This is a genomic window from Vibrio nereis NBRC 15637 (assembly GCF_001591105.1).
Lineage (GTDB): Bacteria > Pseudomonadota > Gammaproteobacteria > Enterobacterales > Vibrionaceae > Vibrio > Vibrio nereis.
In genome coordinates, this window is sequence record NZ_BCUD01000017.1 from 49,901 (window position 1) to 75,904 (window position 26,004).

The 26,004-nt window shown below is 45.1% G+C and carries 26 protein-coding genes; 15 read left to right on the forward strand and 11 right to left on the reverse strand.

Features of this window, described 5'->3' with window-relative positions; genetic code table 11:
• Positions 1-2: 2 nt before the first annotated feature.
• A complete protein-coding gene (locus tag VNE01S_RS15445) occupies positions 3-959 on the reverse strand; it encodes an AAA family ATPase (RefSeq protein ID WP_053395824.1) in 957 nt (318 codons plus the stop codon).
• A 367-nt stretch (positions 960-1,326) separates the two neighbouring features.
• Between VNE01S_RS15445 and VNE01S_RS15450 the strand changes: the two genes are divergently transcribed.
• Positions 1,327-3,240, forward strand: a complete 1,914-nt coding sequence (locus tag VNE01S_RS15450; RefSeq protein WP_053395823.1) for a methyl-accepting chemotaxis protein — start codon at positions 1,327-1,329, stop codon at positions 3,238-3,240.
• Positions 3,241-3,321: 81 nt separating this feature from the next.
• Complete coding sequence (locus tag VNE01S_RS15455) at positions 3,322-3,522, forward strand: restriction endonuclease subunit S domain-containing protein (RefSeq protein WP_053395822.1); 201 nt, start codon at positions 3,322-3,324, stop codon at positions 3,520-3,522.
• 104 nt (positions 3,523-3,626) lie between these two features.
• Here the strand turns inward: VNE01S_RS15455 and VNE01S_RS15460 are convergent, their stop codons facing one another.
• Positions 3,627-5,246 (reverse strand): SNIPE associated domain-containing protein, encoded by a 1,620-nt coding sequence (locus tag VNE01S_RS15460; protein WP_053395821.1) that lies wholly within the window; start codon positions 5,244-5,246, stop codon positions 3,627-3,629.
• Between the two features lie 360 nt (positions 5,247-5,606).
• Between VNE01S_RS15460 and VNE01S_RS19730 the strand changes: the two genes are divergently transcribed.
• On the forward strand, positions 5,607-5,729 hold the full coding sequence (locus VNE01S_RS19730; RefSeq protein WP_281178107.1) for a hypothetical protein: 123 nt from the start codon (positions 5,607-5,609) through the stop codon (positions 5,727-5,729).
• 60 nt (positions 5,730-5,789) lie between these two features.
• Here VNE01S_RS19730 and pyrC read toward each other — a convergent pair whose 3' ends face one another.
• Complete coding sequence (gene pyrC, locus VNE01S_RS15465; RefSeq protein ID WP_053395820.1) at positions 5,790-6,818, reverse strand: dihydroorotase; 1,029 nt, start codon at positions 6,816-6,818, stop codon at positions 5,790-5,792.
• 172 nt (positions 6,819-6,990) lie between these two features.
• Positions 6,991-7,149: a YqaE/Pmp3 family membrane protein gene (locus VNE01S_RS18930; protein WP_082331697.1), complete on the reverse strand. Its 159-nt coding sequence runs from the start codon at positions 7,147-7,149 to the stop codon at positions 6,991-6,993.
• 247 nt (positions 7,150-7,396) lie between these two features.
• Here VNE01S_RS18930 and VNE01S_RS15470 point away from each other — a divergent pair, with 247 nt between their 5' ends.
• The gene (locus VNE01S_RS15470) at positions 7,397-9,214 is read left to right on the forward strand and encodes a hybrid-cluster NAD(P)-dependent oxidoreductase (protein ID WP_053395819.1); all 1,818 of its coding nucleotides are present in this window, start codon (positions 7,397-7,399) and stop codon (positions 9,212-9,214) included.
• A 68-nt stretch (positions 9,215-9,282) separates the two neighbouring features.
• On the opposite strand, the gene VNE01S_RS15475 is transcribed toward VNE01S_RS15470, so the two are convergent.
• Positions 9,283-10,182 carry a DMT family transporter gene (locus tag VNE01S_RS15475; RefSeq protein WP_053395818.1) on the reverse strand — a complete coding sequence of 300 codons (900 nt, stop codon included), beginning with the start codon at positions 10,180-10,182 and terminating at the stop codon, positions 9,283-9,285.
• A gap of 100 nt (positions 10,183-10,282) precedes the next feature.
• Between VNE01S_RS15475 and VNE01S_RS15480 the strand changes: the two genes are divergently transcribed.
• Positions 10,283-11,071 carry an AraC family transcriptional regulator gene (locus VNE01S_RS15480; protein WP_053395817.1) on the forward strand — a complete coding sequence of 263 codons (789 nt, stop codon included), beginning with the start codon at positions 10,283-10,285 and terminating at the stop codon, positions 11,069-11,071.
• Here the strand turns inward: VNE01S_RS15480 and VNE01S_RS15485 are convergent.
• Both VNE01S_RS15485 and VNE01S_RS15490 read right to left on the reverse strand, forming a co-directional pair.
• On the reverse strand, positions 11,063-11,983 hold the full coding sequence (locus VNE01S_RS15485) for a M14 family metallopeptidase (protein WP_373278575.1): 921 nt from the start codon (positions 11,981-11,983) through the stop codon (positions 11,063-11,065). The two genes, VNE01S_RS15480 and VNE01S_RS15485, sit on opposite strands and share 9 nt — an antisense overlap.
• Positions 11,984-12,070: 87 nt before the next feature.
• Positions 12,071-12,718, reverse strand: a complete 648-nt coding sequence (locus VNE01S_RS15490) for a DsbA family oxidoreductase (protein WP_053395815.1) — start codon at positions 12,716-12,718, stop codon at positions 12,071-12,073.
• 208 nt (positions 12,719-12,926) lie between these two features.
• On the opposite strand from VNE01S_RS15490, the gene VNE01S_RS15495 reads away from it, so the two are divergent.
• The gene (locus VNE01S_RS15495; RefSeq protein ID WP_053395814.1) at positions 12,927-14,279 is read left to right on the forward strand and encodes an alpha-amylase family protein; all 1,353 of its coding nucleotides are present in this window, start codon (positions 12,927-12,929) and stop codon (positions 14,277-14,279) included.
• Positions 14,280-14,348: 69 nt separating this feature from the next.
• Here the strand turns inward: VNE01S_RS15495 and VNE01S_RS15500 are convergent, their stop codons facing one another.
• Positions 14,349-14,849 carry an AraC family transcriptional regulator gene (locus tag VNE01S_RS15500; protein ID WP_306304700.1) on the reverse strand — a complete coding sequence of 167 codons (501 nt, stop codon included), beginning with the start codon at positions 14,847-14,849 and terminating at the stop codon, positions 14,349-14,351.
• A gap of 281 nt (positions 14,850-15,130) precedes the next feature.
• Between VNE01S_RS15500 and VNE01S_RS15505 the strand changes: the two genes are divergently transcribed.
• Positions 15,131-16,231, forward strand: coding sequence for a 1-acyl-sn-glycerol-3-phosphate acyltransferase (locus VNE01S_RS15505; RefSeq protein ID WP_053395812.1), 1,101 nt, complete (start codon positions 15,131-15,133; stop codon positions 16,229-16,231).
• Between the two features lie 30 nt (positions 16,232-16,261).
• Here the strand turns inward: VNE01S_RS15505 and VNE01S_RS15510 are convergent, their stop codons facing one another.
• Together VNE01S_RS15510 and VNE01S_RS15515 are read right to left on the reverse strand one after the other, a co-directional pair.
• Positions 16,262-16,861 carry a hypothetical protein gene (locus VNE01S_RS15510; protein ID WP_053396133.1) on the reverse strand — a complete coding sequence of 200 codons (600 nt, stop codon included), beginning with the start codon at positions 16,859-16,861 and terminating at the stop codon, positions 16,262-16,264.
• Between the two features lie 140 nt (positions 16,862-17,001).
• Positions 17,002-17,295 carry a YfcZ/YiiS family protein gene (locus VNE01S_RS15515; RefSeq protein ID WP_053395811.1) on the reverse strand — a complete coding sequence of 98 codons (294 nt, stop codon included), beginning with the start codon at positions 17,293-17,295 and terminating at the stop codon, positions 17,002-17,004.
• A 498-nt stretch (positions 17,296-17,793) separates the two neighbouring features.
• Between VNE01S_RS15515 and VNE01S_RS15520 the strand changes: the two genes are divergently transcribed.
• The 8 genes from VNE01S_RS15520 to rplT all read left to right on the forward strand — a co-directional run bounded on the left by VNE01S_RS15520 (position 17,794) and on the right by rplT (position 24,765).
• Complete coding sequence (locus VNE01S_RS15520) at positions 17,794-18,252, forward strand: TetR/AcrR family transcriptional regulator (RefSeq protein WP_053395810.1); 459 nt, start codon at positions 17,794-17,796, stop codon at positions 18,250-18,252.
• Positions 18,253-18,388: 136 nt separating this feature from the next.
• Positions 18,389-19,393, forward strand: coding sequence for a response regulator (locus VNE01S_RS15525; protein WP_053395809.1), 1,005 nt, complete (start codon positions 18,389-18,391; stop codon positions 19,391-19,393).
• Complete coding sequence (locus VNE01S_RS15530) at positions 19,393-19,833, forward strand: PAS domain-containing protein (RefSeq protein ID WP_053395808.1); 441 nt, start codon at positions 19,393-19,395, stop codon at positions 19,831-19,833. Before VNE01S_RS15525 ends, VNE01S_RS15530 begins: the two co-directional genes overlap by 1 nt.
• Positions 19,834-19,863: 30 nt before the next feature.
• On the forward strand, positions 19,864-21,354 hold the full coding sequence (locus VNE01S_RS15535) for a bifunctional ADP-dependent NAD(P)H-hydrate dehydratase/NAD(P)H-hydrate epimerase (protein ID WP_053395807.1): 1,491 nt from the start codon (positions 19,864-19,866) through the stop codon (positions 21,352-21,354).
• Positions 21,355-21,581: 227 nt separating this feature from the next.
• Complete coding sequence (thrS, locus tag VNE01S_RS15540) at positions 21,582-23,510, forward strand: threonine--tRNA ligase (protein ID WP_053395806.1); 1,929 nt, start codon at positions 21,582-21,584, stop codon at positions 23,508-23,510.
• A gap of 3 nt (positions 23,511-23,513) precedes the next feature.
• Positions 23,514-24,065, forward strand: coding sequence for a translation initiation factor IF-3 (infC, locus tag VNE01S_RS15545; protein WP_082331696.1), 552 nt, complete (start codon positions 23,514-23,516; stop codon positions 24,063-24,065).
• Positions 24,066-24,175: 110 nt separating this feature from the next.
• Positions 24,176-24,370 (forward strand): 50S ribosomal protein L35, encoded by a 195-nt coding sequence (gene rpmI, locus VNE01S_RS15550; RefSeq protein WP_053395804.1) that lies wholly within the window; start codon positions 24,176-24,178, stop codon positions 24,368-24,370.
• A gap of 41 nt (positions 24,371-24,411) precedes the next feature.
• Positions 24,412-24,765 carry a 50S ribosomal protein L20 gene (gene rplT, locus VNE01S_RS15555; RefSeq protein ID WP_004401084.1) on the forward strand — a complete coding sequence of 118 codons (354 nt, stop codon included), beginning with the start codon at positions 24,412-24,414 and terminating at the stop codon, positions 24,763-24,765.
• Positions 24,766-24,820: 55 nt separating this feature from the next.
• Here the strand turns inward: rplT and VNE01S_RS15560 are convergent, their stop codons facing one another.
• Positions 24,821-25,783: an integron integrase gene (locus VNE01S_RS15560; protein ID WP_053395803.1), complete on the reverse strand. Its 963-nt coding sequence runs from the start codon at positions 25,781-25,783 to the stop codon at positions 24,821-24,823.
• Positions 25,784-26,004: the final 221 nt, after the last annotated feature.

The following is a 26,004-nucleotide window of genomic DNA, read 5'->3' on the forward strand; positions in this document are numbered from 1 at the left end:
CCTTACGCACTACCAACCAGAGAAAGCAGTTTGCTGATCACTTGGTTCGGGTGGATACCTTCAGCTTGCGCCTGATAGCTCAGTAACAGACGATGACGAAGCACCGGAAAGGCCATTTGCTGCACATCTTCAGGTGACACAAAATCTCGGCCATTTAACCAAGCATGAGCGCGTGCACAGCGGTCTAATGCGATCGTCGCACGAGGGCTGACACCCATTTCAATCCAATTGTTTAACGTATCGTCGTACTTAAGTGGTTGGCGTGTCGTCATTACGAGGCGAATAATGTATTGCTCTACGCCCTCTGCCATATGGGTGTTTAACACTTCTTGGCGCGCGGCAAAAATATCGTCTTGGCTAATGACAGGCGGGGTTTGAGTCGTATCGCCTTTGGCCTCACCACGGTTCAGGCGCAAAATCTCAAGTTCGCTTTCTGCATCAGGGTAATCGACATCCAGATGCAATAAAAATCGGTCAAGTTGAGCTTCTGGTAACGGATAGGTACCTTCTTGCTCAATCGGGTTTTGCGTTGCCATGACCAAAAACAGCTTAGGTAATGCGTATGTTTTTCGTCCTGCAGTGATCTGCTTCTCTGCCATCGCTTCTAACATGGCGGCCTGCACTTTCGCTGGGGCGCGGTTGATCTCGTCCGCTAATATCAGCGAGTTAAAAATCGGTCCTGCCTGAAAGGTAAACTCTCCGGTTTCTGGGCGGAAGATATCCGTGCCCGTTAAATCTGCGGGTAACAGGTCAGGGGTAAACTGAATACGGTGAAAGTCGCCTTCAATACAATCAGCCAGTGATTTTACTGCTCGCGTTTTTGCCAGCCCCGGTGGACCTTCTACCAAAATATGCCCATCGGCCAACAAGGCCACCAAAAGCTGATTGACTAACTCGCTTTGCCCAATCACCTGGCCGTTTAAGTAATCTCGTAGTTGCTGTAACGCTTCTGACTGCATCGAATTCATTCTCCTGATTTTTCCACTTAGTGGTTATCGAAACCAAAAAGTTCCTCGTTAATTGCCCATATCTAAATAAGTGGACAAAAAAGAGTCAAAAAGTGACATCAAAGGCAAAAACATCACTCATTTTTTTACTTGTTAAGATATGGGGACTATTTGTTTAATTCCAAAGCGTTACGCGCAAAGCCCTCGAAATTAAAACGTTTGCGTCAGTTTGGGCTCAAAATTTTTGCATTCAAAAGCGTAAAGGAATGATTTTAGAGGTCGATATAAAGAGCCTAAAGACTCGGTCTCGCGAATAAGTTGTCAGTGTGTTGCTGCAAGAGGTCGTTCACATTATCGCTTCAAAAAGGCAGATGAATTTATGAAACTTAATTCCATCACAATTAAGCAAAAGGTTGTCGCGGGCATTACTTTTGCTGTGCTTGCATCGACAGTCATTGTCGGTGTTCTTGCTCAGAACCAGGCTCGGGGTGTACTTGAGCATCGTCTCATTGATATCGAACTTCCTTCTATGCTCGATCAGGTTAGCGATCAAATTGATCATGAAGTTATCCAACTATTGTCCGCCGCAGAGCAAGTTGCCAAAAACGAATTTGTTCAGCAAGCGGTGAACACCACGCTTGTTGATCCTGCCGATGAAGCCCTGCTGGTAAAAGAGTTAAACAATGTACGCCAGCAGTACAACCTGAACGATGCCTCCGTCGCTAACCGCAACACGGCATACTACTGGAACCAAGATGGTTTCTTGCGCCAGTTGAATCACCAGCAAGATGGATGGTTCTTTGGTTTTACTCAATCTGGTAAGACAACCTCAGTGAGTATTTTTCAGGAAGCCAATGGTGAAGTGAAAATGTTCACCAACTACCAAAACTTGAACGGACATACGATGTCTGGCTTGTCTAAATCGATGAATGATATGGTCTCTTTACTCAACAGTTTTAAGATCGAAAAGACAGGCTTTGTATTCTTAGCAGACGAAAAAGGTCAAGTGCAGATTCACCGTGACCGTAGCGAAGCCAAATCGACACTATCGAATCTGTTTGGCTCACAGTCTTCACAGTTGCTGAACAAATCTGGCTTCAATTTGATTGAATCAGACTATCAGGGCCAGCGCGTATTTGTCGCGACCACTCATGTCCCTTCTATGGACTGGTTTGTTGTCGGTGTTGTGCCAGTGGACGAGGTGTTTGCTGATCTCAACCATGTTGCCAAGCAGATGATGATCACTACGATTGTCGTTGCTGGATTGTTTATCCTAATGGGGGTGTTCTTAGCCAACAGTATTGCCCGCCCTATTCGCGCGATCGCAGAGCGCTTTAGCGACTTAGGCAAAGGCGATGGTGACTTGTCTCAGCGTATTGAGGTGAAGAGCAGCGATGAAATCGGTCAGCTTTCAGAAGGTTTCAACGGATTTATTGAGAAGATTCACCAGTCAATGAAAGAGGTGGCTTCGACTAGCCATGCATTGCAGTCGGCAGCGGATGGGGTTTCGGTAAAATCCAATACTACTCACGATAACAGCCAAATGCAGCGCGACCAGACCATTCAGGTTGTAGCGGCTATCAACCAAATGGGTGCGACCATCAGCGAAATTGCCTCTAACGCGGCTACAGCAGCAGAAACGGCGACACAAGCGTCAGACAATACCCAAGAGGGTCAAGACGTGGTGAACAAAGCCAAAGACGCGATCAGCCGCTTGTCGATGGACATTGAAAATACCAGCATGGTGGTAGAACAATTAGCTTCAACCACGCAAGAGATCGGCTCTATTCTAGACGTTATCCGCGATATTTCTGAGCAAACTAACTTGTTAGCATTGAACGCCGCGATTGAAGCAGCACGTGCGGGCGAACAAGGTCGTGGTTTTGCTGTAGTTGCTGATGAGGTTCGTAACCTAGCAAGTCGCACGGCAGATTCGACAGAAGAAATCCAGAAGATGATTAACCAGCTGCAAAGTGATGCGCAAGATGCCGTTACTGCAATGCAAGCAGGTAAAGCTGTGACGGGTGAAGGGGTGTCATCATCGGATGAAGCGGTTCAAGTGTTGATCAGTATCTCAGAGCGTATCCACGATATTTCGGATCGTAATACCCAAGTGGCTACGGCGACTGAAGAGCAATCGACCGTGGTTCACACCATTAACCAGAACATTGAAGAGATCAACGCAATCAACGAAGTGACGACAGGAACAGCAGAAGAGCTGGCACAGGCGAGCGCGGATCTTAAAGCGTTGTCGAAGCGTTTGGATAGCTTAGTCGGCGGCTTCAAACTGTAATCTTCTTACAGAAACTAGAATAACTGGGGTTAAGTAGGTAAACTTGACCCCAGTTTTTGTATTGAAAAGGTAAGTGGGATCATGAGTGATTTCGAAAAAGAACTTGAGCTAATGTCACAAGAAATGGGTGATGAGCCTGAAGTGGCACTTCCTTCACTGGAAGAGCAGAAAGCGATTGCTGCTGAACTTAAAAAGTTGGAAGCCGAAGGCAAGCTGACGCCAGAAGTGCTTGAAGCGCATTTCGGTAAATTTTACGCCAAGACAGATACGCCTGTTCACTAGTATCGGATTCTTATCTTTTAAGTAAGAAAATCAAATTATTAAGGCCGCTTATAGCGGCCTTTTTATATATAAAATAGACTTTCGCTCGACCTGAATTAGTCTACCTAAGCCACATGTTCCGCTTGCTGTTCATTTGCTATTGCAAGGCTTTCACGATACTCCGCAGCTTCTGCTTTAAGAGTCCAATGAATATCTGTAACCCCATGGTGCTCAACCGCTTGTTTAATTTCCGCGACTGACGTTCTAAAGAACTCTTTACGTGGGTTTACTTTATTAACAGAATCCAAATCGAATCGTTTGTGAAGCTCTTTTTCCAGTGCAGGCGCGTCTTCGCTGTAAATCATTGCGTGGACATCAAACGAGAACGGGACTGAAGCGTCTCCCAGTTCTTTGACTCGATCCATTGGTTCAAGTCTGCGGGTCATACCAATTTTGAAGACTTCTTCACCGAAGCTACCTACGTTACTAATAACGTAAACATGACCTCTTCTAGTTTGTTGTGCCATCGAAAGTGCTCGTTGTCCCTTTTCTTCTGCCTCTTTGAGTTTTCCTTCAAGCTCAGATAATTGAGATTCGTATTGAGCTCTTTGCTCATCATTAGCAGCCGCAAGTTCAGAGCGAGCTTTTTCAAGAGCCTTTTGAAGCATACGCTCTTCTTTCTCCGCTTCTTTACGAGCTTTTTCCATCTCACGAATAGCACGCTCTTCTTCTCTAATTTGAGCTTTAATTTCAGCTTGCTCTTCTCTTTCTATCTTTTTGAGTTCAAAAGCAGCCACTGCCCACTTAAGCTCATTAAGTCTAGCGACTAGGTATTCTTGGTTGATACGCGCATTTCTAAAAGGAGCACCGTTGTGGTTGACGAGAGCAAATGCATCGATAATCTCTTGCTTAATTTTTCCGTAATTATCATGCTTAACTTTTGACAGCGCGCTATCTACTTTTCCGTTAAAGGCATCAACAGCAAAGTGAATCGCATAGGTTTTACGATTTACCTCTGCATAATCACATGCTCCCGCATGGCCATCTTTAATCATCTCTCGAACTCGTTTTCTCGCTGCTTTGAGTTCTTCACCTGCTTCTTTGTGGCCAAACTCCTCGGCTAGATCGTCTAATACAGAATGATTTGGAATAATGTACGCATCCTTGTAGCCTTCAATGGTGTTTCTCATCGCACGGATAGCTTTATCATAAGAATCAGCCTTTGCTTTTGCCTCGTAAGCATCACCTGCAATTTGTTTAGCTTGAGCTTCAGCAAAACTGACAACTTTTTCAGCTTCCTCTCGAGCCTCATTCTTAATGGCGTCGGCTTTTTCTTTTGAATTTCGTACTTGCTGCGATGCTTCTGATCTAAGGCTTTTTGCTTCTTGACGTATTTTGTCAGCTTCAGCCTGGGCTTCTGCAAGTAATTTGACAGATTGCTCTTGTTTAGATGCAGCGTATTTGTCGGCTTCATTACGTCTAGATTTTGCGTCTTTCTTTGCATCATCTAGCAACTTCGCGGCATGACCTTCAATATCTAAAATAGGACCATATTTCTTTCTCAAACTGTTTCGATCTTCTTCAAGGCGAGCAATTTTGGCACAAGCGCGCTCAGTCTCACTATTGGAATCGGCTAGTTTCTTTTCAAAAGCCTTTTTGTTCTTTTTGCCTCGTATGATGCTAAAAATGATTATAAATATAGGTAAGAAGATCAGAATGAGGCTTAATGTAGCATCTTTATCCATAAGTTTTTTCTCCTAGACAACCAAACAAAATCAATCGTTCTTCAAAGTTATCGCAACCCTTTTGACAACTTTTATATTTTCTTCTGCACTTTTACGGTTGCATCTTTAAAGACAACTGCCAGTTGTGTCGGTAGTCATTGGATAAAGTTGAGCGATTACAACAGCAAATGATTAGATTTATTGGAAAGAATATCACTATGCGTTTAAGCACCCCAGCAACTGCTTACATGTTTGTGAGCTTTGATGAGTATGCACGTTGAACGTTTCAGTTTACTCATTCTTACCATTTAAGTTTCTGTTCTAAAGCCGCATAATGCGGCTTTATTTATAATGGCAACGCTTCAATTATCTGGAACACGCATGTTCATTGTTTACCGACTGCTAAAGCTGGCCGCAATTTGTGCCATCTTTTTTACTATCTATGACCTTATCGCGTTTGGCGAAATTACTTGGGTATCTCGTTTCCTGAGTGAATTTAAGTAATAAAAAAACCGCCAGTTGGCGGTTTTTTATTAAATCTACAGAACGGTGTGAAAGCCGATATTACTTAACTGTCCAGCCGATGGTTTCGCCCGCGCGGATAGGGACGACAATATCGTTACCAAATGGCATGCTTTCTGCCACTGTCCATTCTTCTTTGCTTAGCGTGACGGTATCTGAGTTACGAGGAACGCCATAGAAGTCAGGGCCATTATGGCTGGCAAATGCTTCTAGGTTCTCTAGCTTGCCTTCTAGCTCAAATACTTCTGCATACAGTTCTAAGGCAGCATGCGCAGTGTAAGAGCCAGCACAACCACAAGCGGCTTCTTTCATGCCTTTTGCGTGTGGCGCAGAATCTGTACCAAGGAAGAACTTTTTGCTACCGCTCGTTGCCGCTTCAATCAGCGCTTTTTGGTGGGTGTTGCGCTTAAGAATCGGTAGGCAGTAGAAGTGAGGCTTGATACCGCCAACCAACATGTGGTTGCGGTTGTAAAGCAAGTGGTGAGCGGTGATGGTTGCAGCCACGTTGTCGTTTGCGTTTTTAACGAAGTTCGCCGCATCTGCAGTTGTGATGTGCTCTAACACAATTTTCAGGTTTGGGAAGTCGTTAACGATTGGCGCGAGTACGTTATCTAGGAATTCTTTCTCGCGGTCAAAAATATCCACATCGTGCGTGGTGACTTCGCCGTGTACCAGTAGCAGCATGTCGACTTCTTGCATCGCTTCCAATACGTGGTAAATGTTTTTCGCTGAAGTAACACCTGAATCTGAGTTAGTGGTTGCACCCGCTGGGTAAAGCTTCGCTGCCACGACTTTGCCAGACGCTTTCGCTTTGCGAATTTCATCTGGTGTGGTGTTGTCTGTCAGGTAAAGCGCCATGAGTGGCTCAAATTGCTCTGAAGGCTTCTCTGCCATGATACGCTCGCGGTATGCCAGCGCCATTTCCGTAGTCGTTACAGGTGGGATTGTGTTCGGCATGATAAGCGCTCGTCCGTTGTAGCGGCTAATATCACGCACCGTATCCTTTAAAACGTCACCGTCGCGAAGATGAACATGCCAGTCGTCAGGACGTGTAATCGTAAGTGTTGTCATTATTGCTCCCACCATAATTTGAGTTGTCTGATTGGAGCCTAAACAAAGCGATAACTGTTAAAGCAAACGCTTACGCTTAGGCGACAGGATGATAGAGCAAAGCGAGCGCTATTTCACCCCTTTTTTCCAAGCACACATGTAGTGGGGGGAAACGAGCGGGTGAACGGCGAGGTTATTTCATGGTCAACCATAGCGCGTGAATACTGCCAGGCAGGAAGAAAATCAACGTTAAAATAAGGTTGATAATGAAATCTTTGCCGAGGCCACGGTCGATAAATACCGCGACAGGGGGCAAAAAGATACATAGCAGTATCATGACGAGTTTATTCATGGGGTTCTCCTTACAACTTGATCGTAGTATGGCGGTGAACCATGTCATGTTGATGACGATCCACTCACGAGTTTTGATTCAACGTTCTTTTTATTAAAGCAGAAAGTTTATGAATTTCTGCTATTTACCGAGAGAGTTATCAAAAGTGGAACAGCGCTCTTATTGTGGTCGCAGTATTCGCTGGTTCAAGACAACAAAAGTGATTTGCGTATAATAAGACCACAATAACGAATACTTAGGATTAGTAATGTCAGCACCCACTCTCTCTCAAATCAATGTCTTTCCTGTTAAATCGGTCGGCGGTATTGCGCTGTCGTCTGCTTGGGTTGAAAAGCAAGGGCTTACTTTTGACCGCCGATTTATGTTGGCTCTTGCCGATGGCTCGATGGTAACCGCCAGAAAATACCCGCAAATGGTGACGGTTAACTCTAGTCTGACTGCGGATGGATTGATTTTTAGTGCACAGGGGAAAACACCGCTACGTATTCGTTATCACGATTTCAAAATGCAGGAAGCACCCGCGCAAGTGTGGAAAGACTCTTTCACTGCCTACACAACAACTGATGAAGCCGATGATTGGTTCAGCGAAGTATTAGGGCAACGAGTCGAGCTTCTTTATTGTGGTGAGCAGTCTAACCGTGTACGAGAAAAGCTAGGACACAATGTAAGCTTTGCGGATGGTTACCCGTTACTCGTCATCAGCGAAGCTTCGTTGGAAGAGCTGAATCGTCGCAGCCCAGAAAAACACTCAATGGATCAGTTTAGAACCAATTTGGTGGTGTCTGGTACAGAGCCGTTTGGCGAAGATGGCTGGAAGCGTATTCGTATTGGTGAAGTTGAATTTGAGGCGGTGAAACCTTGTGAACGTTGTGTGATGACAACAGTAGACGTTGAGAAAGGCGCTTTCCGCACCAGCAAAGAGCCACTGAATACCTTGTCGCAATTCCGAGCCAATGAACGTGGCGGCGTGTTTTTTGGGCATAACCTTGTGGCTAGAAACGAGGGTATGATCCGTCAAGGTGATGTCGTCGAAGTGTTGGAGCGTAAAGAGAAAGAATCCTACCCAGATAACTCGCCAGAAAAGCTGGTCATGACATGTGTGGAACGCGAAGAAATTGCACGCGACTTTGTTACCTTTTGGCTAGAGCCTCAGCACGGTGATACACCAAACTATCTCCCAGGTCAGCACTTGCCCATTACGATTGAAATGAACGGCGAAACGGTAGGGCGTCGTTATACCTTATCCTCCAGTCCTTCTCGTCCGGGGCGTTTGGCGATATCGGTGAAGCGAATTGATGGTGGTCGCGTGTCGAATTGGCTGGTGGATAACCTAAAAGTAGGCAGTACGCTTAGCTGTGAACAACCTGATGGCAGCTTCCACCTAGATGAGCGCCTCGAGAAACCGTTACTGCTTCTGTCGGCGGGGAGTGGTGTCACGCCAATGATGTCGATGCTCCGTTATTTGTCTGATCACGACCAAATTCAAGATGTGGTGTTTTATCACCAATGTCGAAGTGTGGAAGACATCCCGTGTAAGGAAGAACTGGATGCATTGAAGCGTAAGCATGATGGCCTGACTGTCTTAATATCGTTGTCTCAGGCACCGCTGGATTGGTTTGGTCTGAAAGGGCGCTTATCGCTCGCACATATCAAACAGATCCGAGATGTAGAGCAGCGCCAAGTGTTTGTTTGCGGGCCGGATGGATTCATGCAAAAAGCGAAGAATTTGCTGCTTAAAAAAGGGCTGCCTGAGGATTGTTATCACCAAGAAGCATTTGGTGTTGGTACTATCAGCCAGCAGCCGCTTAAGCAAGTAACGATTAGCGTGAATGGTCATCTCTTTACTGGCGATAACCAGAAAACCTTGCTGGATCAAGCGGAAGATGCCGGGGCGCCCATCGCCAATAGTTGCCGAGCGGGGCTATGTGGAGCCTGTAAAGTGACGGTCGAATCAGGAAAAGTGCACCAGCCAGACGTACCAGCTTTGCAAGAACATGAACGTAATATGGGCGTAGTACTGGCGTGCTGCTGCGTACCAGAAACCGATATCGAAGTTGTGAACTAACCGGATCAAGACAGCCCTGATTGGTTCAGGGCTGTTTTGCTCATGTGACTTGTAACTGAGTATATTCGCTAAATTTGTTCGAAGCTCTGGACAGGCGGAAGCGGCTTTTTAGCCAATTTAACCTGTGACAAAACGACACCGCTGATCACCATCGCGCCGCCAATAAGGTGGAAGCTATGGATCGTCTCACCGAGTAGAAGTGCAGCAAGGGTAATGGCGACCACTGGTATTAGGTTCATAAACATGGCGCTTGAGTCTGCGCCGATCAAATCAATCGCTTTTACCCACATCCAAGGCGCGGCCACGGAAGCCGCAAGGCCAGCATACGCAATAAGTGGTAAGGATGGAGATGTCGGTGCCAGTTGCTCGCTGGACAACCACAACGGTACAAGCATTATCACAGCCAGTAGCCCTTGGGTATAAACTAAGGTCCAGTTAGAGAGCGGCATTTTCCAGCGTTTGAGTAGGACGCAGTAAGCGGCGTAGCAAACAGAAGTGATGACCATGATGCCGTCGCCGACAGCGATGCTGCTATGTAAGAAGAAGGTAATATCCCCTCTGCCAAGCATAAAGGCCAACCCAAATAGTGCGATGATCCCACCCACAATGCTATTGAATGTGATTGGCTTACCTAAGATGGGCCTGCTCATGAATACACTTAGCAGTGGTACCAAAGAGGTAATTAATGCCATGTTGGAGGCACTGGTCGTTAAGCCGGCGTAGTAACCGAGAGACTGGTTCAACACCATCCCCAGCAACGCCAAACAGCCAAGTTTGGATAAGTAAGGTTTAATGACTTGCCATTGCTTAATGACGGTAGGCAAACAGAAAGGTGTTAGAACCAATACGGCCAATAGCCAACGATAAAAGCTCATTGCACTGGGCTCGATTGCCTCTGAAGCCATCTTATTGATAATAGTATTTCCACCCCAAATGCAGACGGTAAGAAAAGGCAGTAGGTAAACCATGTGAGTTCCATCGCGATATTAGTAGTAGAGAGTAGTGTGACAGGTCGTTATAATTACAAGTATCTCTAAAGCGACATTGCAAGCGACAGGAAGACAAAAGTTGAGAAAGTCCGCGAAACACCTTCACCCTTCGTTATCAATTGATAAAGCACCATCAGATGTATTTATGAATTTCGAAGCGTTTCTGTCTAATACGGAAACTCGAATGCACAGCCACCCTTGGGGTCAGGTGCAATTAATCAGTGGTGGAATTTTGGAAATGGAAGCGGAAGATACGCGCTTTCTCGCGCCACCTCATTTGGCCATTTGGGTGCCAGCGGGTGTCAGGCATACCAGCTTTAACCGTAAACCGCTCTCGTATTGTTCGCTTAACATCGCGCAAGAGCTAACGCAAAATTTCCCAGATTGCACCAGCCTTATCAAGATCACCCCGATTGTCTCGGCGATTGTTGATGATTTTCGCCAGCGCGGCATTAATGTGGCGGAATCACAACAAGATAAACGCTTGGTGCAGGTACTTTTGGATCAGTTGGCTACTCGCGATACTCAGCACCATTTTCTTCCATCAACGGACCATAAATATCTCGCCAAAATACTCGCAGCGGTGGAAGAAAACCCAATTGATAATACCAGCTTGTCGGAGTGGGCGGAGCGTGTGCACACTACAGAGAGAACGTTAGCGCGCCACTGTCAATCAGAGCTAGGGATGAGTTTTACCGAGTGGAGGCTGAGAGTCCGCTATCTGTACTCGATGGATTTATTGCGTCAGGGGCAATCGGTAAAAGAAGTGGGACTGACGCTGGGTTATAACCAAGCCAGCCCGTTTATCGCGATGTTTAAAAAATACTCCGGGCAGACCCCGGAGCAATATAAGAACAAATTACTTTAGTTGCTTTAGCACGTAGTCTAACGCGCCGACAACCGCCGCGACTTGAGCATCGTTACACTCTTTATCGGTCACTTTCGGGCTGTCAGGGTAAACCTCAGTTGTGGTGCCATATTGGCAGTTTGTTACTCCGCCACATAAGCCAAGTTTCACCATAGGATAGTTGACAACGCCTTGCTGAGTCACAGGCGAGCCAATAATCTCATTGTTCTCATCGGCTGGTGCAATGTGAGTGACTTTCGCGACAGACTCAATTACGGCAGCCTGGAACTCTGGCTGAGGGTTTTCTGTATCGCCAACGGTATAGAAGCCGTCAGGAATCGTCCCCGCGACGTACTCAATGCCATCACGCGCCGCTAAAGCTGGGCGAAACTCTGATTCATCCGTATCTGTGGTTTCATGTAAGTCGATATGAACGAGGATCTCTTCATTGATCGACTCGACTAAGCTTATTAAGTTAGCCGACTCTTCTGCTGGGCTATCTGCATAGAATGAGCGGTTCGGGTCAATCGCCAACGGGTTCCAGCGGTTGATCGTTTCATAACCCCACGGGCTAACACACGGAGCGATAACGATATTAAAGTGTTGGCTATAGCTCGCCATGTGCTCTTGTGCAAATTGTAATGCTCCGTGAACTCCACTGGTTTCATAACCATGGACTCCGCCCGTTACAAGCACGACAGATTTCGAGGCATCCCAGTTTTTGCTCTTGATGCAGAATAAAGGATAGCGCTCTTCGTCATAAGAAAGTGCGCCATACTGTTCAACGTCAAAGTGTTCTGCTAGGGCGTGAATCTTAGGGAGGACTTCCTGCTTGTATTCGCGTTTAATGGTGGTTTGATCGCGCCACGCCATACGTTCAGAGTCACCCCATTTTGTTCCAGGCGTACCGATTGGGTAAGAATTCTGCATCATTTTGCCTTTATTGTTATCGGAAATGAGTAACAGGATAGAGGCCGATTGGCATAGACGCAATCCATCTCTCAGAGATGTTTATCCAATCTAATGCGTATTCAGCGTAATTTGCTCTAGCGCTGAAATGAGCAAGTCAGGTGTTTGAGCACCAGAGATCAGATGTTTCTGATTAATGATGATGGCGGGTACAGCATGAATGCCTGCTTCTAACCATTGGTGTTCGGTGTGAGCGACAGTCCCTGCCCAGCTTTGATCGGTTATCACCATCTTCGCGACCTCTGGGTCTAAGCCAACAGCAGTGGCGCATTCAATCAACTGTTCATCATCGCTGATATCTTTTTGTTCACTGAAATAGGCACGAAACAGCGCCATTTGCAGTTCAAATTGCTTACCTTCACTGGAAGACCACATCAACAGTTGGTGCGCTTTACGCGTGTTATAGATCCTCATGTCATCAAAAAAGTGAAACAAAAAGCCAGCCTCTTCACCCAATTTGGTTAGGTTTTCCCTCGCAGAAATGCTCTCTTCTAATGTCGAACCGTACTTTTCTTGTAAGTGCTCACGCAGGTTTTGTCCTGCGGGGCCCATGGCTGGGTTGAGCTCAAAAGGGTGCCAATGAATATCGGCATCGATTTTGTCTGCAAGTGTCGCCAATGCTAGCTCTAGCCGTTGGTAGCCAATAATGCACCAAGGGCATACAACATCAGAGACAATATCAATTCGAACCTTTTTCATGCTCCCTCCTATGGACTCTTCACCCTGAGTATAGCGTGGTGGTGGATAGGAGTTTATCACTCGGCTCATGAAATCTACATGTCTACGCCTGAACGCTACTACGCAAAAAGTGCAGATAAGGGGGAACAGTTATATCAATAGTCTTTGCTAAGATAACTGGCAGGTTAGGGCTACTGTGGTAGCGATAAGAATAAAAAGAGAAATGGTGATGTATACCTCTTACACAACAGACGTGGTTTTACATGCTTTTGATTGGCCTTATGCACTGATTGCATCAAGGGCTGAAGAGATAGTACAGGCTGGATACAAATACGTTCTTGTGTCTCCTCCTATGAAGTCAAAAAAAAGCGAATCAGGGACTCAATGGTGGCAGCGTTACCAACCACAAGATTACCGGGTTATCGACAATCAACTTGGCAATACAGCAGACTTTAAGCGGATGATAGCAGCGCTTAAGGCAAGTGGTGTGGGCGTTTATGTCGATGTGGTTTTCAACCATATGGCGAATGAGTCGTCCATCCGCCGTGATTTGCAATACCCAAGCGGTGACGATCTAACGTTATACAAAACGAACCAAGAGTATTTTGAGCAGCAGAAGCTGTTTGGTGATCTAACAGAGCCGCTTTTTGATCACGATGACTTTGTGGAAGCCTTTGGCATTAAAGATTGGCAGGATAAATGGCAAGTGCAAAATGGGCGGATTACCGGTGGGCCAAGCGATCCTGGGTTGCCCACGCTGCGGGTATGTGACCACGTTGTGGAGCAACAAAGTAGCTACCTTAAAGCTCTAAAACAGCTGGGTGTTAAAGGCTTCCGTATTGACGCCGCGAAACACATGACGCTTGAGCACTTGCAGCTTGTTTGGACTCCGGAAATTTGCCAAGATGTGCATATCTTTGGTGAAATTATTACCAATGGCGGCGCGAATAAGCCGGAATATGATCTCTTTCTAGAGCCATTTTTGGCACATACTAAGTTTGGCGCTTATGATTTCCCACTGTTCCAGGTGACTTTCGACGCTTTGCAGCCTGGTGGAAGCCTGAAAGAGCTGGTGGACCCGCACTGCTTTGGGCAAGCATTATCACAGCAGCGAGCTATTACGTTTGCAATTACACACGATATTCCAAACAACGATGTGTTCTCTAATCTGGTGCTGGATGAAGATCTAGAGTGGCTGGCGTACAGCTATATCCTAGGCCGCGATGGTGGCGTGCCGTTGATCTATTCAGATTTAGATACCAGTGGCATTAAAAACAAACAGGGCTTACCACGTTGGCAAGGGGCTTGGAATGACCCAAAAATGGTCGCTGCTATTGGTTTTCATAATCAGGTACACGGACTTGCGATGAAAATCGTCGAAGCATCGGAAGATTTGTTGGTCTTTAGACGCGGAGAAAAAGGCGTTGTTATTATCAATAAATCCAAACGCGCTCAAACAGTCGAATTAGCGACCCGGTCAGCGTGGCACGAGGTTATCTCCGAAAGAGTATATTCAGCTGAAAACGGTATGCTCAAACTGAGTGTGCCTGCGGTCAGCAGTATGATGTTATTGAAAAATTAGCAGTAGCAATAACGAAAAAGGCGCCCGTTCAGTGCGCCTTTTTACGTTTTCATCTGCCAGTAAGGAAGGTTACTTTCCGAGTAATAATGCTTCTAACTGAGAAAATGCTGCATCGTCACCGCCAAACAATTTACCAATCACTTGCGCTCGCTTTTGACCAGAAAGCATCATCTTATTCGCTTCGCGGATCTTCAGTACGAGCTGCTGCTCATTAGACAGGTCAGATTTGCCGCCGTCCCATTTCCACTGATTGATATGGCGCGTTAGCGTACTTTCATACAGCTTTGTTTTTAACGTTGCTAGCTCGTGGCGTAAGACAGTCAGTATAGCTTGTTGAACCTCATTATTTGCCACGTTTTGACTAAGTCTGTTCAAGATGGCGAGCACAAGCTCTTCTAACTGTGCAAACCCACCCTGTTTAGGCAAAGGAGAGGTAACACGGGAAGAGAGTTCAATAACCTGAATATCCGAGCCAGGGAAATATGTTAATGAGCAAAGTGCATCGAAGGGCAGCCAAAATGCCTCACCTTTTTCAATTGCGTATTCTTGCTTGCCTAGTTTAGCGAGCACCAAGCCACTTCTCACATATAAAAGGGTATGCTTGAGCAATTTGCGTCTAGGTGTGCTTAACAGAAATTCTTGTCGCAGTGATTGGTGTGAGATGGCGTAATGCATGGAAATACTCGTATAACTTGGGGCGCTAAGGGTAACTTTTCTGACGAAAAAAGCCAATATGAATTCCAATCAGCCCAAGTTCGTGGTCTGACCTTTTCAAATCTGCGAGAAGTATAGCTGCTAAGATGACTAACTATGCGTAGAATGGGCCAGCTTTTTGTTTTGTGTACATAAAAATGACTACAAGTAACGACCCATATATTGATATCCGTCCTTATAATGATGACGAGATCCCAGCGGCAATTGACCGACTGGTAAATGACGAAGAATTTATTCGCGCTATTTTGCAGCACCGATTTTCCAACCATGCTGGTTGGTTTAAAGCACTGATGTCTCCAGTGGTAAAAGTGTACCTGAAAATGAAATGGTCTAAGCTGGATTCGGTAGAGACAATACAGCTTGAGGTAAAAAAGTACCTTGACCAAACTCTAAGTTCCACGACTAAAGGGGTGACTTACAGCGGTTTGGATAAGCTGAATAAAGATACGGCTTATCTTTTTGTATCTAACCACCGTGACATTGCCATGGACCCAGCATTAGTTAATTACGGGTTGTACCAAGGTAATCATAAAACGGTGCGTATTGCTATCGGTGACAACTTGTTGAAAAAGCCGTGTGCGACAGAGTTAATGAGACTGAACAAGAGTTTTATCGTAAAACGTTCGGCGAAAGGCCCGCGTGAAATGATGAAAGCACTGGGCACCTTATCTGCTTATATCAAACACTCTTTAGATACAGGTCACTCAATTTGGATTGCGCAAAAGGAAGGCCGTGCGAAAGACGGTAACGATTTTACCGACCCTGCTATTCTCAAGATGTTTCACGTTGAAGGTCGAAAGCAAAAGGTCGAATTTTCTGAATACATTAAATCACTGAAAATCGTACCTGTTTCAATCTCCTACGAGAATGACCCGTGTGATATTGCCAAAGCACTGGAGCTGTGGGAAAAAGCAGAACACGGTAGCTACGAAAAAGGCGAGTTTGAAGATATCGAAAGTATCATTCAAGGTATCGTGGGTGATAAAGGCCGTGTTCACGTCGCATTTGGTGATGTAATCGATCAGGACTTTGATTCTCCTGACGCGTTAGCTGAAGAGATCGATAGACAGATCCACCTTAACTACAAACTGTTCCCAATTAATAAATTGGCCGCTGGTGACGAGCAGGTAGATGACGAGGTTAAAGCGCAGCTAAAAACTAAACTTGAGCAGTTACCAGAAGCGGCTCAGCCATATTTGATAGCTAGCTACGCTAACCCGGTGAACAACCAAAAGTAATCAATAAAGGGATGTGAAAGCATCCCTTTTTTATGGCGCGACGGCTCCACCTAGTGTCAGGTTAGTCGGCCATTTTGAAATGCGGTTGCCACCAAGGTAAATGTTGCCTTTGACGGTCATGGTATCTGGGAATTCTTGTAGCGCAGAGCCTCCGATATACAAGTTGCCATCGACAACTAATCCTTCCGGTAGAGCGGTGAGCGGTGTTCTGATCACACTGAGATCCCCTTTCACCCGCAACCTCGGCGGGAGGGAAGTCAGAGGCGTATCGGTTAGGTTCAGATATCCACCAAGTTGAACACCTTTAGGCCATCGTGTGACATCAGAACCTAGAAGGTTAGCGTATCCTCGGATTTTTAACCCTTTGCCTATCTGTTTCAGCTTACTATTCGAGGCAGTCAGACTTCCTTGGATATCGACACCTAGTGGAAGACGTAAAATTGACGTTTTGGCGATGTTGAGGTTGCCTTTTACGATTAGGCCTGGTGGTAATTCTGTGTACGGCTTATTGCGTAAATCGAGGTTTCCGTAATTGTCTAAGTGATTAAGGATACGAAACTGATCAAGTGGCTGAGCAATACCGAAAAATGAATAGAGTGAGAGTAGCATTGCCAGAAAAACACGTCTCATATCGCTGACCGTAGCAAATCGCATTAGAATAATTCGCTTTAGTATTATGAGAAGACTGTAAAAGGTCAACTTTTGTCTGCGTGGCAATAAAAAACGGGTAATGTACCCGTTTTATAGAGGTGATTCTTAACTCTACTCGCTTAGCGGACTAAAGAACGAGTTTTGAGTTCGAAAATGAGCTTTTCAGCGCTGACTTCAAATTTAAATCGTGCAGTTAGCTCAGTAGCGTCTTCTTCAAGGTCTGAAGTTTCATACTCTGAATTCGCTGACACTTGCTTCGCCAACTCTACATATCTTGCTAGCTCTGCTTCTAGTAGCTCTTTACCATTGGCACGGATGGTTACTTCTGCCACCTCATCACCTTCTTTGATGATAAAGCCCATTTCGCCTGCGCAACCACACGCTTCGCATACGTCTTGCTGTTCGTTGCTCATCTCACTATCCTCTTACAAAAGTTGTGGATATTTTAGCGATTTATTTGAAGCTAATCTATAAAAATAAGCACTACGAAACTTACACAAACTCTCTGTGTTAGATTTTTACTCGGTGGTTAAACTCGATTTAGAGTGGATAATTCTTAAATTATTGAGATATGTGTCACTAAAATGTGAAAAGTAGCGTCATTTTATTGTCGTAATTGAGGTGTGTCAGTTGTAAGGCGTTGCAATTTATAAGATTATCGGCAGGTTCAAATCATACAATTTATAAAGCAACGCCGTTTCATATAATTAATTTATGTGATGTTTGAATGGAAACAAAACGCTGGGTCATGTTGGAGTGATTCGCAACGTTTAATTTCTAAGGTGTTAGACATTGGAATAGGATTCATGCGCATACCATTTTCGCTTGTGCTGCTAGGTGAGTTATCCCAAAAAGTTTCATTGAAAAATTCATTTTGATTTAGACGGAATTAGACAGAGAAGAGCCCGAACATGCCAAAGCGTAGTAAAGAAGATACCGAAATTACCATTCATAAAATTATGGACGCAGTTGTTGACCAGCTTTTGCGTCTTGGTTACGACAAAATGTCGTATACAACGTTAAGCCAGCAGACTGGTGTATCCAGAACTGGCATTAGCCACCACTTCCCAAAAAAGACCGATTTTACCGCAGCCTTAGACGGGCGAATTTTTAAGATGTTTGTTGAACATGTTGATTTTGACAATGGCCTAGAGGCGTTCTCTACCAGTTGGGTGAACGCGTTGGAAAATGAAGAGTTCCGAGCGATTCTTCGTCTCCTTTTTCATCATCTGGTAACGTCGCAGAAAACTCATGAATTCGCTACCAACGGCATTGATCGTTTGTACAAAATGACCAAGGCGCAATTTGGCCCGGACAGCGCAAAAGAGCTTGAGTGGTTGATTGGTAAGTCATTGGTTAGCATGGCTTAGCCTAGTGTTTTGTAAAGAGCCTTCAGTGTAAGGCTCTTTTTTTACGTGACATTAATTCAAACTTGCCCCGTATCTGGTGCGTTTACTATCTGTTACACTGAAACGACTATTATAAGAACAAGTAGTAGGTGTACGAATGTCTTGTCCTATCCTCATATGTGATGATTCTGCTTTAGCTCGAAAGCAGATGGCGCGCTCACTTCCAGCTTCATTAAATGCGGATATCACGTTCGCAGAACACGGTTTGGATGCCCTCAATAAGTTAGAACAAGCCGAGTTTAAGCTCATGTTCCTTGATCTAACCATGCCTGTCCTCGATGGGTTCGAAACCTTAGAAGCCATTCGCACCCGGGGTATCAACATTTCAGTGGTCGTCGTTTCTGGTGATATCCAGCCTAAAGCGAAAGAGCGAGTGATGGCGCTAGGTGCTAAAGGTTTCATTCAAAAACCCATTGACAATAATGAACTTAAAGACGTTCTTCGCTCTATTATTGAGCCTGCTCCCGTTCAACGGTTAGTACCCTCGACGCCGGTAGAGTTACCTGCTCTGCGACGTCGTGATGTGTATATGGAAGTCGCCAACGTATCGATTGGTCGAGCTGCCGACGCATTAGCGCGCCATTTTGACGTGTTTGTCCACTTGCCTTTGCCCAATGTGAATATCTTTGAGGTGAGTGAGCTCCATATGGCCCTGCGAGATCTTGCGGAAAATAACCAAGTGTCTGGCGTTTGTCAGGGGTTCAGCGGAGAAGGCATTGCAGGCGAGGCTTTGGTACTGCTCAGCGACTCTAGTGTGTCTGATCTCAAAAAACTGATGAAGGTTCCGACAGAAAGCGAGGAGCTGGAAGAGCTTGAGCTATTGATGGACGTATCGAACATCTTAGTTGGGTCATTCTTAAATGGACTAGGTGAACAGGCTGAAGTTCGGTTTTTCCAAAGCTCGCCTGTGCTACTTGGCCAGCATATATCGGTTGATTCGGTCATTGAGTCCACCTCTGGCTCATTTAATAAGACGATGACGTTTGAGGTGAGTTACAACATTGATGGCACCTCTATTCGCTGTGATCTATTGTTTATGTTTGTTGATGAGTCATTACCTCTATTGGATAACAAACTGGCTTACCTTATGGAGGATTTCTAATGTTAAGTCTGCCAGCAGAATTTGAGCAGTTCCATTGGATGGTCGATATGGTTCACAATGTGGATTTAGGACTAATCGTGATCGATAGAGCTCATAACGTCCAAGTATGGAATGGGTTTATGACTCACCACAGTGGCATTCAGCCCAATGACGCGATAGGTAAGTCTTTATTCGAGCTGTTTCCAGAAATCCCTCAAGATTGGTTTAAGTTAAAAACTAAGCCTGTTTACGATCTTGGTTGTCGAAGCTTCATCACTTGGCAGCAAAGACCGTATCTATTCAAATGCCGTAACGTTCGCCCAGTTACGCAGCAAGCCGATTTCATGTATCAGAATATTACTTTAAACCCAATGAGAACACCGACTGGTGAAGTTCGAACACTTTTCTTATCTATTCAAGATGCGACAGCTGAAGCGCTAATTTCACAAAACAGTGAGTAGCAAAGTAGCTTGCCAACAGAGAGACTTGTAATGACATTGCCCAAAGGATTGTATACCGGACAACAGGTGAAACAGGGAGAAGCAAAAGCGGCTGAAAAAGCAGGTTTCTCTCTCTATGAGCTGATGGAACAAGCCGGAGCGGCGACGTATGAAGTGCTCAAGAGCAATTACCCAGCCGCGCAGCACATTGCGGTTTTGTGTGGTGCCGGAAACAATGGCGGTGATGGTTTTGTTGTGGCCCACCTTGCCAAGCAAGATGGAATCGATGTTCAACTGATCTTAACGGTCGATGAAGCAAAATTACAAGGCGACGCCAAACGCGCGATGCAGACTTGGCAAAAGGCCGGGGGGCTGATTCTGCCAGCATCGGAGTTGACTTCAGTGTTAAAAAGCACGGACGTTGTCGTTGATGGTCTCTTGGGGACTGGCTTATCTGGAGAGGTACGAGAAGGTATTAGCCAGTTGATTGATGAGGTTAACCAGAGCAGCCAGCCTGTGGTGGCTATCGATATCCCTTCAGGGCTTTGTGCTGATACCGGCACAGTGTTAGGCAATAGCATATGTGCCTCTCATACCGTCACCTTCATCGCACTGAAGCGAGGGCTAGTAACCGGGAGTGCACGCAACTATGTTGGTAAACTCCATTTTGCGGGTCTTAATGTTGAACAACAGTTTGGCCAATTATTCCCCTCTAGCGTTGAACTGCTTTCATTAGACGAGCTCAGTTCATACATACCACGAAGACAAGCAACCGCACACAAAGGTCATCATGGCCGCTTGTTATGCCTAGGTGGGAATCAAGGCTATAGTGGCGCAATTCGTCTTTGCTCCTATGCTTCGGCCCGAATTGGGGCGGGTTTAGTGAGCTGCTTTTGTCACCCCGCCTCCAGTATGGCGCTTCAAGTTGCTTGCCCTGAAGTGATGACACTGCCTTGGCAAGGCGACGTGAAAGTACTAGCGGCTAAGTTAAGCCAGCAAGATGTGGTTGCACTTGGCCCAGGGCTTGGTTTAGACGCTTGGGCTCAATCCCTATTTGATGTAGTTCAGGCGAGTCACCATACCAAAGTTGTCGATGCGGATGGGTTGACCCTTTTGGCGCAGAAACCCAACTACGATGATAATCGAGTGATTACGCCGCACCCAGGTGAGGCCGCAAGGCTTTTGAATTGGTCTGTATCAGAGATAGAGGCCGACAGGTACTCCGCGGTAGAAAATCTGCAACGAAAATATGGTGGTGTTGTGGTGCTCAAAGGCGCAGGTACTTTGGTCTTTGATGGCATTACATGTAGCGTCTGTATGGCTGGTAATCCAGGAATGGCAACGGGTGGCATGGGTGATGTGCTGACAGGCATCATTGGCGGATTATTAGCTCAAGGTTTGAATATCGGCGATGCTGCTAGGTTGGGGGTTCAAATCCATAGTCAAGCTGCCGATCTCGTTGCTGGTAAACAGGGGATGATAGGTTTGCTTGCTAGCGATGTGATCCCTGAGGCTCGTCGGTTACTGAATTTTGCGCCTTAGAGGATAGGGTTAGTCTCTGTTTGCGCAGAATTTTCCTCTTAATTTGTGACATCGATTGTTATTTTGCATGATTTCGTTACAATGCCTCTTCGCTCCTGAGTTGTGCATCCGTATTTGCATATAAAAGGACAGACATTCTCGCCTTTAACGCATTGTTTTCACTGTTAAAGGCACGTTTTGAATTGCATGTGTTGCTTGGTGTGCAACACCACTGTAAGGATAATTAAATGCCAATTATTACTCTTCCTGACGGCAGTCAGCGTCAATTTGACAACCCAGTTTCTACTCTTGAAGTCGCTCAATCTATCGGTCCTGGTCTTGCTAAAGCCACCATCGCTGGTCGCGTAAACGGTAACCGTGTTGATGCATGTGATCTTATCGAAGAAGATGCAAGTCTTGAAATCATCACAGTAAAAGATGAAGTAGATGGTCTAGAAATCGTTCGCCACTCTTGTGCTCACTTGTTAGGTCACGCGATCAAACAGCTATACCCTGAAGCGAAAATGGCGATTGGTCCAACTATCGATAACGGTTTTTACTACGATATCGACTTAGAGCAGTCTCTAACGCAAGAAGATCTTGAAAAGATTGAAAAGCGTATGAAAGAGCTGGCCAAGACTAAGTACCAAGTTATCAAGAAAAAGGTAAGCTGGCAGGAAGCGCGTGATACGTTTGAATCACGTGGCGAATCCTACAAAATTGAAATCTTGGATGAAAACGTGTCACGCGATGATCGTCCGGGTTTATACCACCACGAAGAATACATTGATATGTGTCGTGGCCCACATGTGCCGCACATGGGCTTCTGTCAGCATTTCACGCTGCTTAACGTAGCGGGTGCTTACTGGCGTGGTAACAGCGACAACAAAATGCTTCAGCGTATCTACGGTACGGCTTTCCACGATAAGAAAGCACTGAAAGCGCATTTAACGCGTCTTGAAGAAGCAGCGAAGCGTGACCACCGTAAAATCGGTAAGCAACTTGACCTGTTCCATATGCAGCAAGAAGCACCAGGTATGGTCTTCTGGCATCATAATGGTTGGTCAATTTTCCGTGATCTAGAAGTTTTCGTTCGTGAAAAACTAACAGAGTACGACTACCAAGAAGTAAAAGGTCCACTAATTATGGACCGCGTGCTTTGGGAACGTTCTGGTCACTGGGACAAATATGCAGACGCGATGTTCACAACAGCCTCAGAAAGCCGTGATTACGCGCTGAAACCAATGAACTGTCCAGGCCACGTTCAGATCTTTAACCAAGGTCTAAAGTCATACCGCGACCTACCGTTACGTATGGCCGAGTTTGGCTCATGTCACCGTAACGAACCATCGGGTGCACTACACGGCATCATGCGTGTACGTGGCTTTACTCAGGATGATGCTCACATTTTCTGTACTGAGAGCCAAATCCAAGAGGAAGTTACAGGTTGTATCAAGATGGTTTACGATACATACCAGACCTTTGGTTTCGACAACATTGTCGTAAAACTATCTACTCGTCCTGAAAAACGTGTAGGTTCGGATGAGATCTGGGATCAATCTGAAGAAGCGTTGAAACACTCACTTGAATCAATGGATATTCCATACGAGATTCAAGAAGGTGAAGGTGCTTTCTATGGACCTAAGATCGAATTCACTCTCTATGACTGCCTAGATCGTGCATGGCAGTGTGGCACTGTACAGCTAGACTTCAACTTACCAGGTCGTCTAGGTGCATCTTACGTGGATGAAAACAATGAACGCCAAGTTCCTGTTATGATCCACCGTGCAATTTTAGGCTCTCTTGAACGCTTTATCGGTATCCTGATTGAAGATTACTTTGGTTTCTTCCCTACATGGTTGTCGCCTGAGCAAGCTGTAGTAATGAATATTACTGATAAACAGTCTGATTACGCTCAAGAAGTTGCTCGAAAACTACAAAAAGTTGGAATTAGAGCAAAAGCGGACTTGAGAAATGAGAAGATTGGCTTTAAAATTCGCGAACATACTTTGAAGCGCGTACCGTATATGCTGGTTTGTGGTGACCAAGAAATGGAAGCCGGAGAAATCGCAGTGCGTACTCGTAAAGGTAAAGATCTCGGTAAGTTTAAAGTGGATGATTTTATCGCATACATCCAAGACGAGATCTCAAGCCGTAAGCTCAATCTGGAGGAATAAGCTATTAAAGGCGGAAGACGCGGCCAACAGCCGGTAAAACAAAACCCACACCGTTTAAACGGTGAAATTCGTGGCGTTCGTGAAGTTCGATTAACAGGCGCTGATGGTGAATCAGTTGGTGTTGTATCGATCCAAGAAGCGGTCGCAGCTGCTGAAGAAGCAGGTATGGATCTTGTTGAGATCAGTCCTAACGCTGAGCCACCAGTCTGTCGTGTGATGGACTACGGTAAATTCCTCTTTGAAAAGAGCAAGTCTGCGAAAGAGCAGAAGAAGAAGCAAAAACAGGTTCAGATTAAGGAAGTAAAATTCCGCCCTGGAACTGATATTGGAGACTATCAGGTAAAACTACGCAACCTGACGCGTTTCCTTGAAGAAGGCAACAAAGTGAAAGTAACAATTCGCTTCCGTGGCCGAGAAATGGCACACCAAGACATCGGTGTTGACGTTCTAAATCGTCTTAAGGAAGACACTGCAGAACTTGCTGTAGTGGAATCTTTCCCTAAGAAGATCGAAGGTCGTCAGATGATCATGGTTCTTGCCCCTAAGAAGAAGTAATTAACGGCTTTGCAAGTAATTAACCCTGCCGTTCCTTTTGGGAAAACGGCGGGGTTTGTTCGCCCTAATTACTATTGTTTATACAACTCAACAATGCGGAGTTATTCATCATGCCTAAGATGAAAACCAACAGAGGTGCTGCTAAGCGTTTTAAGAAAACTGCTGGTGGTATTAAATTTAAGCACGCTACAAAACGTCACATCCTGACTAAGCGTACTACTAAGAACAAGCGTCAGCTACGTCCAAATGCAATCCTTCCAAAATGTGAAGTGGCTGCAGTTGCTCGTATGATGCCATACGCTTAATTCTTTTTAGTTTATCAATCGTTTAGTTTAGGAGAAGCATAATGCCTCGCGTAAAACGTGGTGTACAAGCTCGTGCACGTCATAAGAAAGTTCTAAAACAAGCTAAAGGTTACTACGGTGCACGTTCACGTGTTTACCGCGTAGCTTTCCAAGCAGTTACTAAAGCTGGTCAATACGCTTACCGTGACCGTCGCAACAAGAAACGTCAATTCCGTCAACTTTGGATTGCACGTATCAATGCTGCATCTCGTCAAAATGGTCTATCTTACAGCCGTTTCATCAACGGTCTTAAGAAAGCATCTATCGAGATCGACCGTAAGATTCTTGCTGATATCGCGGTATTCGACAAGGCTGCATTTGCAGTTCTAGTTGAAAAAGCAAAAGCTGCTCTTTAATTAGCAGTTTAGGTTTAAGAAAAGGGGAGCTTCGGCTCTCCTTTTTTATTTCTGTTTATAACCTTGATAAAGGGCTAATAACACCAGCTGCACCGCGCTCTAATACGTGAGTGTATATCTGAGTAGTTCTTACATCACTGTGACCGAGTTGTTCTTGTACAGTTCTTATATCTGCCCCTGACTCTAACAAATGTGTGGCAAAGCTATGCCTCAGAGTATGACAGGTTACGTTTTTTGAAATACCTGCATCTTTCGCTGAGCGTTTGACAGCTCTTTGCAGTGCAGCTTCATTGATATGGTGTCTTCTAGTTAAACCCGACTCCAAGTCTTGAGATAAGCGAGATGATGGGAACAAATAATGCCAGTTGAAGTCCATTTCAGCACCTTGGTACTTTTTCTGTAGTGAAGTTCTGATCCAAACACCGGCATAACCTGGATAATTAATGTCTTTCTGATAGTATCTGAGTGCTAGTGCTTCTTGCTCTTTTAACAGAGGTATCGTTTCTTTTGCTAAAGTCACAACTCGATTTTTACCTCCTTTCCCTTGCCAAACTCGAACAGCATTATAGTGATAATCTATATCTTGAATACGTAACCTAACGCATTCCATCACTCTTAGCCCTGAACCATATAACAGCATGATGTGTAGTTTATACCTTGGGTCTACATGGGCTAAAAAACGCCTCAATTCATCTTGAGTCAACACAACAGGTAATTTGCGGTCAAGCAACGACTTTTGAAATTTCATTTCTATAGAAAGAGGTGTTCTAAAGTACTCTCTATAAAGAAAACTAACAGCATTTAACGCTAGAGCTTGTGTTTTTGCCGCAACTTTATCATTTATTGCTAGATGTGTTAGAAACTCTTCAACGTGAGGTTCATTGAGTTTTGACGGATGCTGCATATTATGGAATGCGATGTACTTGGTTATCCAGAGAATATAAGCTTGCACTGTTTTGTGAGCATAATGCCTTGAGTGCATGTGCTCTTTTACACTCAGTAGAAACTGACTTTTCATATTTTAAATTACCATTTATCTGTTTTTATATACAGTGGTTTGGTTTTGTCGGGATTACAATAATTAGCGTACAGTTTGTTGTTTAACTGAGATAGACTGCACGGAAGAGCGTTGAATTAGTCTAAAATTTTCATAATGTTATGTGATAGCATGCATTATGATGTAATGAATGGCTAGGTGATAACGAACGGTGTTATAGCAACACTGTGTAGTATAGAAAG